Origin of the sequence: Bradyrhizobium retamae (genome assembly GCF_001440415.1) — a bacterium.
In the GTDB taxonomy this organism is placed as follows: domain Bacteria; phylum Pseudomonadota; class Alphaproteobacteria; order Rhizobiales; family Xanthobacteraceae; genus Bradyrhizobium; species Bradyrhizobium retamae.
Map to the genome: position 1 here is coordinate 1 of NZ_LLYA01000217.1, position 15,186 is coordinate 15,186.

At 58.0% G+C, this 15,186-nt stretch carries 12 protein-coding genes and 2 pseudogenes; 11 read left to right on the forward strand and 3 right to left on the reverse strand.

Features of this window, described 5'->3' with window-relative positions; translation table 11 throughout:
- Together CQ13_RS38045 and CQ13_RS38050 are read right to left on the reverse strand one after the other, a co-directional pair.
- On the reverse strand, nt 1-718 hold a 718-nt coding region (locus CQ13_RS38045; RefSeq protein ID WP_156434155.1), incomplete at its 3' end, for a helix-turn-helix domain-containing protein.
- A 107-nt stretch (nt 719-825) separates the two neighbouring features.
- Nucleotides 826-1,770 (reverse strand): LysR family transcriptional regulator, encoded by a 945-nt coding sequence (locus CQ13_RS38050; protein ID WP_057847899.1) that lies wholly within the window; start codon nt 1,768-1,770, stop codon nt 826-828.
- An 805-nt stretch (nt 1,771-2,575) separates the two neighbouring features.
- On the opposite strand from CQ13_RS38050, the gene CQ13_RS38060 reads away from it, so the two are divergent.
- From CQ13_RS38060 to CQ13_RS38100, 9 genes are all read left to right on the forward strand, one after another.
- Entirely contained in the window at nt 2,576-3,208 is a 633-nt protein-coding gene (locus CQ13_RS38060) for a NodA family N-acyltransferase (protein WP_057847901.1), read from the forward strand.
- Nucleotides 3,205-3,864, forward strand: coding sequence for a chitooligosaccharide deacetylase NodB (nodB, locus tag CQ13_RS38065; RefSeq protein ID WP_057847902.1), 660 nt, complete (start codon nt 3,205-3,207; stop codon nt 3,862-3,864). The genes CQ13_RS38060 and nodB overlap by 4 nt, the downstream gene beginning before the upstream one ends.
- Nucleotides 3,865-3,880: 16 nt before the next feature.
- The gene (nodC, locus tag CQ13_RS38070) at nt 3,881-5,245 is read left to right on the forward strand and encodes a chitooligosaccharide synthase NodC (protein WP_057847903.1); all 1,365 of its coding nucleotides are present in this window, start codon (nt 3,881-3,883) and stop codon (nt 5,243-5,245) included.
- 40 nt (nt 5,246-5,285) lie between these two features.
- Nucleotides 5,286-5,903 carry a nodulation methyltransferase NodS gene (nodS, locus tag CQ13_RS38075; RefSeq protein WP_057847904.1) on the forward strand — a complete coding sequence of 206 codons (618 nt, stop codon included), beginning with the start codon at nt 5,286-5,288 and terminating at the stop codon, nt 5,901-5,903.
- Between the two features lie 12 nt (nt 5,904-5,915).
- Nucleotides 5,916-7,610 (forward strand): nodulation protein NodU, encoded by a 1,695-nt coding sequence (nodU, locus tag CQ13_RS38080; RefSeq protein ID WP_057847905.1) that lies wholly within the window; start codon nt 5,916-5,918, stop codon nt 7,608-7,610.
- 9 nt (nt 7,611-7,619) lie between these two features.
- Nucleotides 7,620-8,534: a nodulation factor ABC transporter ATP-binding protein NodI gene (gene nodI / locus CQ13_RS38085; protein ID WP_057847906.1), complete on the forward strand. Its 915-nt coding sequence runs from the start codon at nt 7,620-7,622 to the stop codon at nt 8,532-8,534.
- A gap of 3 nt (nt 8,535-8,537) precedes the next feature.
- A complete protein-coding gene (locus CQ13_RS38090; protein WP_057847907.1) occupies nt 8,538-9,326 on the forward strand; it encodes an ABC transporter permease in 789 nt (262 codons plus the stop codon).
- Between the two features lie 93 nt (nt 9,327-9,419).
- Nucleotides 9,420-11,465 (forward strand): carbamoyltransferase family protein, encoded by a 2,046-nt coding sequence (locus tag CQ13_RS38095; RefSeq protein WP_057847911.1) that lies wholly within the window; start codon nt 9,420-9,422, stop codon nt 11,463-11,465.
- A 397-nt stretch (nt 11,466-11,862) separates the two neighbouring features.
- The gene (locus tag CQ13_RS38100; protein ID WP_057847908.1) at nt 11,863-12,852 is read left to right on the forward strand and encodes a nodulation protein NodZ; all 990 of its coding nucleotides are present in this window, start codon (nt 11,863-11,865) and stop codon (nt 12,850-12,852) included.
- Between the two features lie 80 nt (nt 12,853-12,932).
- On the opposite strand, the pseudogene CQ13_RS47490 reads toward CQ13_RS38100, so the two are convergent.
- Nucleotides 12,933-13,325 (reverse strand): annotated as a pseudogene (locus CQ13_RS47490) (transposase); the annotation flags it as partial.
- A gap of 166 nt (nt 13,326-13,491) precedes the next feature.
- Here CQ13_RS47490 and CQ13_RS44025 point away from each other — a divergent pair.
- Complete coding sequence (locus tag CQ13_RS44025; protein ID WP_156434157.1) at nt 13,492-13,809, forward strand: hypothetical protein; 318 nt, start codon at nt 13,492-13,494, stop codon at nt 13,807-13,809.
- Nucleotides 13,810-14,205: 396 nt separating this feature from the next.
- Nucleotides 14,206-15,122 (forward strand): annotated as a pseudogene (locus CQ13_RS38120) (IS3 family transposase); the annotation flags it as partial.
- Nucleotides 15,123-15,186 lie beyond the last annotated feature (64 nt).

The window sequence follows — 15,186 nt, forward strand, 5'->3', positions numbered from 1 at the left end:
TGTATTCATGATCGCGCGCAAAGGTGGCGTGGACGCCAGGCTTGGGCGGCAAATCCGGCGCCGTCGTTGCGATGGCCTGGATTCCCGGCTTCTCATCGCAGGAGACGATCGTCACCGGCTTTCCCCGCCGCTTTCCCTTGGCAGAGGCTTTCTTCAGGACTTCGACTTCGCGGTAGACGCACAGGACCTCCGCCATCTTCTGTTCGAACTCGGCGTCGCGATTTTCAAGATAATAGCGCACTTTGTGCGGCTTGATTTCCTCTCGGCCGAGGATCTTGCACACCGTTCCCTGGACCAAATTGGCCAAACACGCATGCCCCGCCGCCGGCCCGTGTTCGCGCGCATGGCGCGCCAAGAGCCGCGTCGTCCACAACTCATGTGGATAGCCGTGGTCCTTGGCCTTGTCGCAGGCCAGCGACACCAACCAGGCTTTGGCCTCAGGCGTGATCGTCGGCTCCTTGCCCGGTCGCGGACGATCATCAAGGGCTGCCAGCGGGCCATCGGCCAGCGCCCGCTCGACACAGCGCTGCACCGTCTGATGATGGACCCCAAGTCTCTGGCCCACCGCGCAGAACGAAGGATTTTCCCGATACGCCAGCAGCATCTGCGCCCGCGACACCCGGCTCGCCAGTTCGATCCTCGACCGCGAAAGCGTCGTCAAGGTCGCTATCTCTTCATCACTCATGGCCAATTCGACCGCTCGCCGCCATCCTGCCATGATACAGCTCCTCGTTTCGCCGACCGCAAACGAGGAATCCGCCAACAGCCCATCCGTTCCACCAATTCAGCCTGCTCCATCAGCGCAGGTTTCATGGAATCGGTCGTCTAGCAGCGCCTGCGATTTCTGGGGGTCTCGCGCGGAGAAGCCATGCGGGATGCCTCCCGCAATATCATCCGCCGCATCCAAATGCTTGCCGGATCAGTATTGTGGAGGGCAGGCCATTGGATGGCCTCGGTGAATGCGGGAAGTGGAAGTGGAGTTTCGACGATCAGCAGCGGCATCGTCTTTGCAAAATGCTGGGCCAACCTTGAGGGCATCGTCGCTATACGCTCAGTCTCCGATAGCATCGGCGGGATCATGGTAAAGCCCTGCACAACGACCTCGATGCGCCTCTTAAGACCGTGCTCAAGCAAGAACCATTCCTCAATATTGGGCCTCAGCGCCTGCCCGAACTTCGCTGCAACATGTCCCATTGATATGTATTTGTCGAACGAGAGCTGTCGTGACAGCTGCTTGTTCGTGCGGCAGCCTACGCACACGAGTGTCTCCTCGAACAGTGTCGCTTTAGGATGCGCGCTCGACATGAACAATTCCGGCATGACAAGAAAGTCGACTTCGCCGCGCCGCAGAAGCTCTTCGGGCTCATCGACAAAAGGCAGAAATTCGAACCGGACGGCGGGAGCTTCCTGCGCGACACGGTCGACGATCTTTCGAAAAAAAATGACTGTCATGAAATCGGAAAGGAGAATCCTGAAGCGGCGATCCGATTTGGCTGGGTTGAACGTGTCGTGGGAAATAATGGAGCGCTGAATGTGCACGAGAGTCTCGCGAATCGGCGCGGCGAGCCGTTCCGCTCGTGGTGTTGGGACAAGCTCCCGGCCCCTCATCGTAAATAGTTCATCGCGGAAATAGGCGCGTAGCCGGGCGACTGCCGCACTCATAGCCGGCTGGCTCAGGTTGATGATGCGTGCCGCCGCGGTGAGATTACGCTCGGTCATCAGAGCATCGAGCGCGACGAGAAGATTTAGATCAAGGCCTTTGAAGCGCATAGCGTGGAGTTATCCATCCTGTGGATGAGTTCAATAAAAACAATCGATTTTACCAATTGTGCCGAATGGCGGATAGCAAAGCCGTCTGTCGGGACAAACAAAAAAAGTCAGGCATATCAGGAATGCTTACCAGTCTTTGCCCTGGCTCCGCGAAAAAGTCTCAGCTGCACCCCGAGCGCCGATCGAAGCGCATGCCCATTGGAGCCAGATTTGTCAACGGGCTGTACAAACTGCATCGCAGTGTCTTGACGCTACAGGTATGCCGCAGGTCGCGTCGGCGCTCACTACCGGTAAACGTTCGTATAGCTTCTCGAAGCGTTTCTATATTGGGCGTTTACCTCCGTAGAATTGATCCAGCCCTCCACTTCGCTCTAACGTCGCAACCAATCAGGAGCTGCCGATTGCAGGCGCCAAATGCCTTTGCAACCCGGCCAAATGTATCCCGTGTCCATAGCAGTCAAATCGTGCGGAAAATGCAGGAGTTAGATCTGGTGCGACTGGCACATGCGCTCGACGTAATCTCCGTCGTGGATAACGATGCATCGGTTCGTGAAGCGCTGACAGGCGTACTCTGTTTGACAGGCGACAATCCCGACCCTTTCCAGTGCGCAGATGAGTTATTGAAATCCCGCCGTCCTCTCAGCACGTCCTGCTTGATAGCGGATGTTCAGTGGCCCGGAGTGGCCGGGCTCGAGCTATGCCAGACCAGCGTTTCCAATTCCCCGGTGGAGCCATTCATCGATAGCGAACTGCTCGCGTGCACCAAGTCCATCGTCAAATGCCAGACGGTGCATGGGAGGCAATCATGAATATTGTCGTATCGAGCTCTACGGCAGGTATCTCCATGCGCTCTCCGGTGCGGTGGAGGGTGGTCTGGGAAAATGAACTGCGCCTCGCCGACCATATCGAACTCTCCGACTTCTTCCGAAAGACCTATGGTCCCACCGGTGCATTCAATGCCAAACCTTTCGAAGGCCATCGAAGTTGGGCCGGCGCGAGACCTGAGCTCCGTGCTATCGGCTACGACGCACGCGGCGTAGCGGCTCATATCGGCGCGCTACGCCGCTTCATCAAGGTCGGAGACGTCGATCTACTAGTGGCCGAGCTAGGATTGTACGGGGTACGTCCGGATCTTGAAGGACTCGGAATCACCCACTCAATGCGCGTGATGTATCCAGTACTGCAGAAGCTTGGCGTTCCATTCGGTTTCGGTACGGTTCGGCATGCGCTGAAGGAACACCTTACAAGGTTGCTGGCCCGCCGCGGACTGGCGACCATTATCTCTGGGGTTAGCGTGCGGTCCACCCTTCCGGATGTGTATCTGAAGTTACCGCCCACGCGCGTCGAGGACGTGCTTGTCCTGGTTCTGCCGATTGGACGGCCGATCAGCGAGTGGCCGACTGGTACGGTGATTGATCGGAACGGGCCAGAGCTGTGACATACCTCGACCGCTTATGCGAAGCGCGCAGCGAGTACGCTGACCGCACGGAAAGTCGCGGCGTCTATCTGACGTTTGACGACGGTCCCGATCCACTCTGCACGCCGGATGTCCTGGATGTGCTCGCGGAACACCGAGTGCCCGCAACGTTCTTCGTCATCGGCGCGTACGCGGCGGACCAGCCGAAACTAATCCGACGAATGATCGCAGAAGGGCACGAGGTCGCAAACCACACGATGACGCATCCGGACCTGTCCAGATGCGAACTCACGGAAGTGCAGTATGAAATACTAACCGCGAGCAGGGTCATCAAAATGGCCTGCCCCCAGGCCGCTCTGCGGCATATGCGGGCACCTTATGGTATGTGGAGCGAAGAAGTGCTCACTACCTCGGCGAGGGCTGGACTGGCCGCCCTGCACTGGTCGGTAGATCCGCGAGACTGGTCTCGTCCCGGTGTTAGCGCGATTGTCGACGCTGTGCTGGCCTCTGTCCGGCCGGGTGCAATCGTGCTCTTACACGATGGATGTCCTCCCGAGGAGTTGGGACGGGCCACTCATGCTCGTGTGCGCGACCAGACCGTCTTGGCGCTTTCGCGCCTGATTCCAGCATTGCATGGCCGCGGGTTCTCAATCCGCTCGCTTCCTCAACCTCACTGAACAAATAGACACACCAATGAATCTTCTTGCCACGACCAGCACAGTCGCTATCTCGTTGTATGCGCTGCTCTCGACTTTCTATCGAAGCGCGCAGGTGCTTTATGCTCTGCCGGCAAACGTATCATCGGCCTCGGACGACGTGGCCGTCTCCGGGGCTTTGCCGAGCGTGGATGTCATCGTCCCCTGCTTCAACGAGGACCCGCGCACCCTATCGGCGTGTCTGAGATCCATTGCAAGCCAAGACTACGCCGGGAAACTGCAGGTCTGTGTGGTTGACGACGGTTCCGGAAATCTCGACGCTGTAGCACCCGTTCACGACGCCTACGCTGACGACCCGAGGTTCAGTTTTATTCTGCTGGGCAAGAATGTCGGAAAACGGAAGGCGCAGATCGCCGCGATACGCGGGTCGTCTGGAGATTTGGTGCTCAACGTCGATTCAGACACGATACTCGCCGCCGATGTAGTCACGAAACTTGCACGAAAGATGCAAGATCCAGCGATCGGGGCGGCCATGGGTCAGTTGACGGCGAGCAACCGAAACGACACCTGGTTAACCCGGCTGATCGACATGGAGTACTGGTTGGCTTGCAACGAGGAGCGCGCGGCACAGGCTCGCTTCGGCGCCGTTATGTGCTGCTGCGGCCCATGTGCCATGTACCGCCGTTCCGCGCTCCTTTTGGTGCTAGATCAGTACGAGACGCAGTTTTTTCGGGGAAAGCCAAGCGACTTCGGTGAGGATCGCCACCTCACGATCCTCATGTTGAAAGCAGGTTTTCAAACGGAGTACGTTCCCGACGCCGTCGCGGCAACAGTGGTTCCGGATAGGCTAGGGCCATATTTGCGCCAACAACTCCGTTGGGCGCGGAGCACTTTCCGTGACACCTTCCTTGCGCTGCGCCTGTTGCCCGAACTCGATCGCTATCTCACGCTAGATGTAGTCGGACAGAATCTCGGCCCGCTACTTCTCGCCCTGTCATCGATAGCGGCGCTCGCGCAGCTCGCACTCACAGCCACAGTACCGTGGTGGACAGGACTGATTATCGCATCAATGACCGTGGTTCGCTGCAGCGTCGCAGCATTTCGTGCTCGCGAAGTTCGATTTCTCGGATTTTCTCTGCACACACTCATCAACATATTTCTCTTACTGCCCGTGAAAGCTTATGCATTGTGTACACTGAGCAACAGCGATTGGCTGTCACGCGAGTCTGCAAAGTTACCAAACGAGAGTGAAAGACAGGTCGTCATCCCAAACCCGATCGCTGGACCAAGAGCCGCCGACGCTAAAGGAGGTTCGGTCATTGCTGGGTCAATTCGTCCGACGGATCATTCGCGCCGTTCTTCGAGGTTCGTGACGTCGAACAGTATCTGCAGCGGCGAGTGACCTTGAACGTTACGTGGGTGCACAAATCGTGAGCCGGAAAATGAAATATCAATCGTTAGATCTCGAATTGGCGACCGACGATCCGTGGCGGCTCGACGGCAATCCGTTCGAGCGGGAGCGTCACACGCAAATGCTCCGGCTGTCGCTTTCACAAGGGGTTGTTACACATGCTCTCGAAGTCGGGTGCGCAGCCGGCGCATTCACAGAAAAGCTTGCACCCCACTGCAAACGGCTCACAGTGGTCGATGTTATGCCGCGAGCGATCGGTCGAGCGTGCCAACGGACGAAGAGGTGGTCGCACATCACGTGGATAGCTTCCGACATTCAACAGTTCTCGACCCCAGAGCTGTTCGATCTGATCGTCGTGGCGGAAGTTCTCTATTATCTCGAAGACATAACTGAGATCCGCGCGGCCATCCGCAATCTGGTGCAGATGCTTGCGCCAGGTGGGCATCTGGTCTTTGGATCGGCGCGTGATGCCGCCTGCACTCGTTGGGGGCACCCTGCTGGTGCCGAGGCGGTCATCACCATGCTCAATGAAACGTTGATCGAGGTCGAGTGCGTACAGTGCCAGGGTGAGTCGGCTAACGAAGACTGCTTGCTCGTCTACTTTCGGAATCCGGTTCGAGTTTCGATTAAATCCAATTGCCGACCTTGAGATGGAGATACTATGCGCATCTGCGGCATCAAGCTGACGCATGACGGGGCGATCGCTCTTGTGGAGGATGGACGGCTGGTCTTTTGCGTCGAGCAGGAGAAACGGGACAACAATCCGCGGTATCAAACCATCGACAATCTTGACGCAGTTGTTGTCGCTTTGGCGGAGCATGGGCTGAATCCGCAGGATGTTGATCAGTTCGTCATCGACGGCTGGGACGGGGAGGACGAGTCGCAATTCCAGGTCCTCAGCGGGGTGGCACCTATCACTCTCAAAGGGGCGCCGTATGTTGAACGGAATGCCCGCGGCCTTCTCACTTCGCGCGACGGCTTTAACCTGATGCTCGACGGCAGGGTCTTTGCTTATAAAAGCTATCCGCACGTCACAGGCCATGTGGCCTCCGCATACTGCACGAGCCCTTTTGCCAAAGCCGGACAACCCGCCTTCTGCCTGGTATGGGACGGCTGCATCTTTCCACGTCTCTACTACGTAGAACCCCGCGGCGCGCGGTTCATCGAATGCCTGTTTCCGATCATAGGCCATGCTTATGCTGTCGCGGGCCATCACTTCGGACCTTATAGGCAGGCGAGCCGTACCAGCTGGGATCTAGGTGTTGCCGGCAAACTGATGGCCTATATCGCGCTCGGGTCTGTTAATGAAGACATCGTGGCGGTGTTTCAGGAGCTGTACGAGGAGCGCTTTGCGGCCGACACTGAGCATGCTCGTCGTCACCGTGCGGAGGCCTCACTTGAGGATCTGCACGACTTCTTCGACGCGAGCGCGCTCCGATTGAAGGACAAGCTGCCCGAAGATGTACTTGCATCGTTTCATTGTTTCCTCGAGCGTCTCCTTATCCGCCAAATGGCCATTGCTTTGGAGCGGCATTCGTGTTCTCCGGGACCACGCAATTTGTGCATAGCCGGTGGCTGCGGTCTTAATATCAAATGGAACAGTGCACTACGTGCGACAGGCCTGTTCGATGATGTCTGGGTTCCGCCCTTTCCGAATGACAGCGGCTCGGCAATCGGTGCCGCTTGCTCCGCAATGGCGGCGGACAAGGGCTTCGTGCCGCTGCAATGGTCGGTCTACAGTGGCCCGACCCTGATACGCAGCGATGTGTCGTCCGAATGGAACGCTGCGCCATGCAGTATGCGTGAACTTGCGACCATCCTCGCGAGCAACAAGCCCGTGGTTTTCCTCGCCGGTCGCGCGGAGCTTGGACCACGAGCATTGGGTGGCAGAAGCATTCTGGCCGCCGCGACTTCGCCGGCAATGAAGGATCATCTCAACGAAATTAAGCTCCGCGAACTCTTTCGGCCAGTCGCGCCGATATGCCTGGAGGATCGTGCGCCGGAAATTTTCAGTCCCGGAACGCCGGATCCTTACATGCTTTTCGATCACCAGACACGGGCAGAATGGTGGGACAAAGTCCCCGCTATTATACATCTCGACGGATCTGCGCGATTGCAGACCGTTCCCAGAACCTCTCCACACAAAATCGCAGAGCTCCTCGTCGAATATGAAGAACTCACTGGCATTCCGCTGCTTTGCAATACGAGTGCCAACCACCATGGACGTGGGTTTTTTCCGGATGCTGCAGCAGCCTGCCAGTGGGGACGCGTTGGACACATATGGTGCGATGGCCTGCTGTGGACCAAAACCATCGTAAGTGAGCGATCGCCGGCCGAACGCCTTCTTTCAGTCTAAAATGAACATATGTCCACCGTAGCAATCGACCTTACCTGCGTAAGGAAGTCGTATGGCGACAAGATCGTCGTCGACGGGCTGTCCTTTGCTGTCGCGTCGGGAGAGTGCTTTGGCCTCCTTGGACCAAACGGGGCGGGAAAAAGCACGATTGCGCGTATGGTTCTCGGCATGGTAGCGCCAGACACGGGCAAGATGACCGTGCTCGGCGAGCCCGTACCGGCGCGTGCTCGCCTGGCACGCGCGCGCATCGGCGTGGTGCCGCAGTTCGATAACCTCGAACTCGAATTCACCGTCCGCGAGAACCTGCTGGTATTTGGGCGCTACTTCAACATGACTGCACGCGAGGTCGAAGCAGTTGTGCCAGCACTGCTCGAGTTCGCGCGCCTGGAGGGCAAGGCGGATGCTCGCGTCGCCGAACTATCCGGCGGCATGAAGCGGCGGCTGACGCTGGCGCGTGCGCTGATCAACGACCCACATCTGCTGGTAATGGACGAGCCGACCACCGGTCTAGATCCTCACGCGCGCCACCTAATCTGGGAACGCCTGCGATTGCTGCTGGCGCGAGGCAAAACGATTCTCTTGACCACCCACTTTATGGAAGAGGCCGAGCGGTTGTGCGATCGGCTGTGCGTGCTTGAGGCAGGACGCAAGATCGCAGAAGGCGAGCCTCGCGCGTTGATCGATGAGCAGATCGGCTGCCAAGTAATCGAGATCTATGGCGGCAATCCGAACGAGCTATCTTCTCTGATCAGGCCGTATGCGCGGCATATCGAAGTGAGCGGTGAGACGCTTTTTTGCTATGCGCCGGATCCAGAGCAGGTGCTCGTGCAGCTGCGCGGGCGCGCAGGTCTACGCCTTCTACAGCGTCCTGCGAATCTCGAGGATGTCTTTTTGCGGCTGACCGGGCGGGAAATGGAGAGATGAACGATGCGTGAAGGTTACGCTGCCGTCATGCCCGCCAACGCGTACAACTGGGTCGCTGTATGGCGTCGCAATTTTCTGGCGTGGAGGAAAGTGGCGCTTGCATCGGTTCTCGGGAATCTCGCCGATCCCATGACCAATCTGTTTGGCCTCGGCTTTGGCCTTGGAGTAATTGTTGGGCTCATTGACGGCACTTCATACATCGCGTTTCTGGCTGGTGGAATGGTCGCGACTAGCGCCATGACCGCCGCCACCTTCGAAACAATGTATGCGGCGTTCGCCCGCATGCGTGCTCAGCGCACGTGGGAAGCAATCCTGTGCACACAGCTTACGCTCGGCGACGTCGTTCTCGGTGAATTGGCATGGGCAGCCACCAAAGCCGTTCTGGCCGGAACGGCAATTGCAGTTATTGCCGCGAGCCTGGGCTACGCAGCGTGGGCATCCATCGTCTATTCGATACCAGCAATAGCAATCACTGGCTTCGTCTTCGCGAGCCTAGCGATGGTCGTCGTATCGCTTGCGCCCAGCTACGATTACTTCGTGTTTTACCAGACGCTCGTCGTCACACCCATGGTGTTCCTATGCGGCGCAGTCTTTCCGGTGAGCCAGATGCCCAGCGCATTTCAGCGCGTGGCGGGCTTATTGCCGCTGGCACATTCGGTCGACCTCATCCGCCCAGTGATGCTTGGGCTGCCGGCCGGCGGCATCGGCCTACATATCGGTGCGCTTTGCATGTACGCGGTGCTGCCGTTCTTCCTCTCGATCGCGCTGCTTCGCCGGCGCTTGATGCGTTAACCCGAGATTCCGCAGAAGCGATGGAGAGACACGATGCAGTACCGCGAATTCGGCAGTCAATTGGGCTTCGTGTCACGATAAATGGAGAATGAGATGTTCTGTCTAGGAGTGAGCGGTGGGCTAGACAAAGTCTATGAAGATACACGTGAGCTTTCGAACACATTTTTGCACGATGGCGCTGCGGTGCTCGTCCGGGACGGACGCGTGATAGCGGCCGTTGAAGAGGAGCGCCTCAATCGTATCAAGCACTCCAACAAATTCCCAAGCCGTTCGATACAATACTGCCTTGCAGCCGCAGGGATCCAGCTCAGCGATATCGATCGTATCGCGTTCTACGCGACCGAGGCCTATTGCAACACTATGCTCGAAAGCCTGTTCGGGTCCCGGCCGGACGTCTCCATTCCTTTGGATGCCAAACTGTTGATGCGTAGCTTACTAGCGCAGGAGTTTGGTACCGAGGTCGATCCGTCGCGTGTCTCTTTCGTAAGTCACCATCAGGCGCACGCCGTAAGCGCCTTTGCGATGTCGGGCTTCGAGCAAAGTCTAATCCTCGCGATAGATGGCGGTGGTGATTTTCTCTCCGGCCTCTTAGCTCTGGGGTCTGGAACCGATGTTACCCAGCTCGCAACCTTCCCGGAGAATAATTCTCTAGGGCTATTTTATCTCGAGACGATCCGGTATCTCGGCTACGGCTTATTCGATGAATACAAGGTCATGGGGCTTGCGCCCTACGGGGATCCGGCTCCCCATCGCGAGCTCTTCGCGCAGTTCTACGAACTCTTAGACAACGGTGGCTACCGCGTCTACGTCGACCGAATCGGTCCGACGCTGCGCCGGAGCATCCAGGTCCGGCGAAAGGGAATGCCATTCACGCAGCAGCATCGAGATGTGAGTGCTTCACTGCAGGAAGCCTTGGAGCGGATCGTGTTTCACATTCTCCGGCATCATCGCGAGGCTACCGGTATGAAGCGGTTGTGCCTGGCTGGAGGGGTAGCCCACAACTGCACCATGAACGGTAAGCTGCTGTATTCGGGGCTCTTCGAAGACATCTTCGTGCAACCCGCGGCGCATGACGCTGGCTGCGCACTAGGCGCTGCGCTAATGATGTCTAACGAGCTGGGCCGGCCCGCACCACGTGAGCGGATGCAGGAGGTCTATTGGGGGCCTGATCTTGGGAGCGAGAGCGCCGTGCAGCAGGAACTGGATGCATGGGGTGGACACCTTGACGTCGAACGCAGTGACGACGTGTCAGGTAGCGCAGCCGACTGGATGGCTAATGGCGCCGTGATCGGCTGGGTGCAGGGTCGTTCGGAGTTCGGGCCACGTGCGCTTGGCAATCGGAGCATTCTTGCCGATCCTCGGCCTGCAGCAAACAAGGACCGGATCAATGCGATGGTAAAAAAGCGTGAAGGCTATCGACCGTTCGCGCCATCAGTGCTGGAGGAGGATGCGAGCGAATTTTTCGACCTGGCCGACGGTACGCGCGAATTTCCCTTTATGAATTTTGTAGTTCGCGTGCGCGATTCCAAGCAAAGCATGCTCGGCGCCATAACGCACGTCGACGGCACTGCGCGACTGCAAACAGTATCGCGCAAGACAAATCCCGTCTACTGGGAGGTTATTAATTCGTTCAAAAAGCGGACGGGCATTCCAGTTCTGCTCAATACGTCCTTTAACAACAATGCCGAGCCGATCGTGGAGTCGGTTGCAGACGCGATTACCACATTTCTGACGACAGAGCTGGATGGACTTGTGGTCGGGCCGTTCCTCGTCAAGAAGAGGGCGGCAACGTTGGAGGATTGGACTGCGCTCGCGGTTTCATTGCCGCCTTATGCACGCCTCTATCGGATTCGCGCTTACACAGCGCGAGATCGCCAGGAGACGGTGTGCGAAATCCGTACGGCGCACTCCAGCGGTGACAGTGTGCGTATTTCACAGGATGCGTTCGATCTACTGATGCAGATCGAGGGCGAAGCCGTGCTCGGGGATCTCCTGGATACAATTACTTTCGATCGGGCTAGGCGTGAAGCTGTCGTGAAGGAACTGCGGGGATTGTGGGAGCTCCGTCGCCTTCGGCTGCATCCTTCCCATGCTGCTCGCGCGCATCAAGACTGCGATCAAATGCTGGAGAAAGCATAACAGCACCACGAATATGGCCGTGTGCATGTCTCCAAATGCGGGGGCAGCTGGGCCCTGAGGGCGGCATACCCGGTAGCTGGGCTCATGCTTGTAGTCTTGGGCGCTGCGCCATAGCGGCAGCTCAGGACGGCAAGCGCCCCAGCAGCAGAAATTCTATTCGACATGGTACATGCCAGAAAGGGCTTCGAGGAGCTGTTGCAACAAGGCGGATACGACTGAAATCAAGCATGTCGACGGCAACATTTTCGCGCGGCTCCTCCATGGTAGCGGCATATGAAGTTCTACCAGCCAAGTTGGCTAACATCACGATCGCTGACGACAGCATCGGGCGAGGCCATACGTAGAGTTTCCGTAGCGTCCTTATCCAGGCGGTATTCCCTTAACGAGGAAAACACAAATGTTTGTTGGCGGCTCGATGAACGGCCGGTTCGTTGTTTCTCGACGACGTACTGGTTTCGGTGATTGCCTGTGGTCCCTGGCGTCAGCCTGGCGCTATGCGCAGCGGACGGGGCGGACTCTAGCCATTGATTGGCGTGGCTCCTGTTATCTCAATCAACCTTTCACGAACGCCTTTCCGGTGTTCTTCGAACCAATTCAAGACATCGCGGGCGTACGGGTCATCTGCGATGACGAGATCAACCAGCTCTCATTCCCGGGTCCTTTCTTCCCGTCATGGTGGAATAAGCCATCGATCGACTGCGTTTACCGCCCAGATGAACAGATTTTCCGAGAACGTGATGAGCTGAGTGAGCTTTTCCAAGCCGAACAAGATAGTGAAGCCAACACCGTGGTGTGTGATGCTTGTTTGATGTGGCGTTGCGATCAGAATGCCGAACGACAAATATTCCGGAGCATCAAACCAAGGCCCGAAATTCAAGCTCGGATTGACGCCCTATATCAAGAGCACTTTGAAGGGCGCAATATAATCGGGGTTCATGTTCGGCACGGCAACGGCGAAGATATAATGGGGCACACGCCCTACTGGGCCGATGCGGAGCTCGCCTTGCGGCAGGTATGCACTGCCATTGATACGGCCAAAGCGTTACCACATCCAGGACCTGTGAGGGTATTGTTGTGTACGGACAGCGCGCAGGTGCTTGACAAGCTGTCGGGTGTGTTTCCCGATCTTTTCACGATCCCAAAACGCTTCCAGGCGGATCAGGCCGGGCCATTACATGGTGCAGCACTGGGAGTCGACGGCGGGATCTCCGCCCTTATCGAGATGTATCTCCTCGGGCGATGCGATACCGTGATTCGCTTTCCGCCGACTAGCGCCTTCACCCGCTATGCCCGCCTCTTCGCGCCACGCGTTATTGAGTTCGATTTGAACGATCCGAGTCGTTTGATCTTGACTGATGAATCCTCCGAACATCTCCTGGCTTTATGAAACTTGCAACCCGCACCCTCGTCGATCATATCGGCGCGCGCTTCGCATTTGCGCAGCATCGCCGTTCGTCCTGTCGGATGTCGTTTTTCGTAAGGTTCAGAAACTGCGACAAAGAACGTCGTCGCACTATCGCCATCGAGCAGCCGATCACGGTTCTTGTAGAACACGGTAGCATCCCATACCGAACCATCGATCGACAGTCCGACAAATTAGCGGAACAAAAGATTGTGGTGGAGCTGCTCGATCAACTGCCGCTCAGATCGCACCGTGTAGAACGCTTCCAGCAGCAGAGCCCGCAAGGAGCCGCTCAGGCGGGATCGACCAACGGCTTCCCGGCGTAAAGGCTCCGGAAGTCTCGCGACACGTCCTTCAGCGCTGCCTCGATCAGTTCGCGGATCGCCCGCAAGGGAACGCGCTGCTCCAAACCGCTCGTAGCTGAATATGCCTTCCGCCCGCTGATCTTCCCAGCGGATAAAGCCGTACGTTTGCCGCCCGCAACGTCTCGATGGCCGCTTCGCTATCACGAATGGCATTCAATCCAGCAGCTCGATCGGTCTCCGACAGCGTGAGCGCCTGTTCCAACTGAGCCGCTATCGAATTCGCCAGGCGCAAATTCTCGTCCATGTTGGGCTCGGCTAGATGTTGCTGTTCCGAACCATGGAGGGGTTGAAAGCCGAGGAGGAGTTCTCTTCAGCTTGCCAGACAATACTGTTTGGCGCACCCGTTTCCGCCAGATGCCGCACGGGCTCCTCGCTACGCGCGGCGCAAATCCCACCAGGTTTGAAATACCTGACGATATTGTTCGGTTACGGCCCGACCTCTATCCACGATCCCGGCTTGCTGAACGTGCCGAAGTTCCTGCTCATAACCGAGGTCAATCAAAAGCTCGGCGCCGATTGCATCCGTTATTGCTTGCATCTCTTGCATGCGCAGTTCAGTTTGCCAAGTGTAGACTGAGCGGTCATCGACTGCCTTTCTCTCGAGGAGTTTTCGATCCCCGAAGCGACTGGACCGAAGATATTCCGGCTGCTCCATATCGCCGATGCAATGCCCATTGGATCGTAGCCGAGGCGAGCGATCACGCGCCGGATTTCCTCGTCGGGGCGCGCCACCAAATGTTCGTACCGCACCACCTGCGTCTGCCGCCGACCGCGGTGCGCGGCGAGCGCAGGTAGGCCCAGAACGAGATCAGCGAGAGAAGATGCGATGTCGGGAGGCAGGCTGAGCACGAGATCGGAGAGATCAGATAGGCTGGCGGGCGGCCAGCTTTCTGGCACCAGCGGGATGCCCTGACCTTGCCCACGGGCTTAATCCAGTTTGAAGCTCGCTCTGGCCCAAGACGAGGACGAGAGCGTGAAGCGCAATCGTTTTACGGAAGAGCAGATCATCGGGATCTTGAAGGAGGCACGAGGCCGGGGTTTCTGTGGCCGATCTGTGCCGGAATCACGGCGTCAGCGACGCCAGCATCTACAAATGGAAGGCCAGGTTCGGCGGGATGGACGTCTCGGAGGCCAAGCGGCTGAGGGCGTTGGAGCACGAGAACACCAAGCTAAAGCGGCTCCTGGCCGACGCCATGCTGGACAACACGGCGCTGAAGGACCTGTTGGGGAAGACGTGGTGACGCCCACGGAGAAGTGGAAGGCTGTCGTCCATCTGCGAGAGGCATTCGGGATGAGCGAACGGCGGGCGTGTAAAGCCATCGGCTGCTGCCGTATGACCATGAGATATCGGACAATCGGGGCCGACGAAGCCGATCTTCGCCAGCGCATGAGGACGATTGCCCAGGAACGCCGCCGCTTCGGCTATCGGCGGCTGCATGTTCTGCTCAGGCGGGAGGGGTATCTGATCAACCACAAGAAGCTCCTCCGACTCTATCGGGAAGAGAAGCTGACGGTACGCCGCCGCGGCAGTCGCAAGCGGGCAATCGGGACCAGGGCGCCGATGCTGGTCCCGATGACGCCGAACGCCCGCTGGTCGCTCGACTTTGTGTCGGATCAACTGACCTGCGGCCGCCGCTTCCGCATCCTGGCCGTCGTGGATGATTGTACCCGCGAGTGTCTGGCGCTGGTGGCCCACACCTCGCTCTCTGGCATCCGCGTGGCGCGGGAACTGGACCGGCTGATGATCGAGCGTGGCAAGCCCAGAATGGTGGTCAGTGACAACGGCAGCGAACTCACCAGCAAAGCCATTCTCGCATGGGCCGACCAGAGCCGCGTCGCATGGCATTCGCGCCGGGCAAACCTATGCAGAACGCCTTCATCGAGAGCTTCATGTATAGACGGCCCCGCGGATGCAAGGGATTTTAGCAGCACTTTGGATGACGGTCGGGTGCGT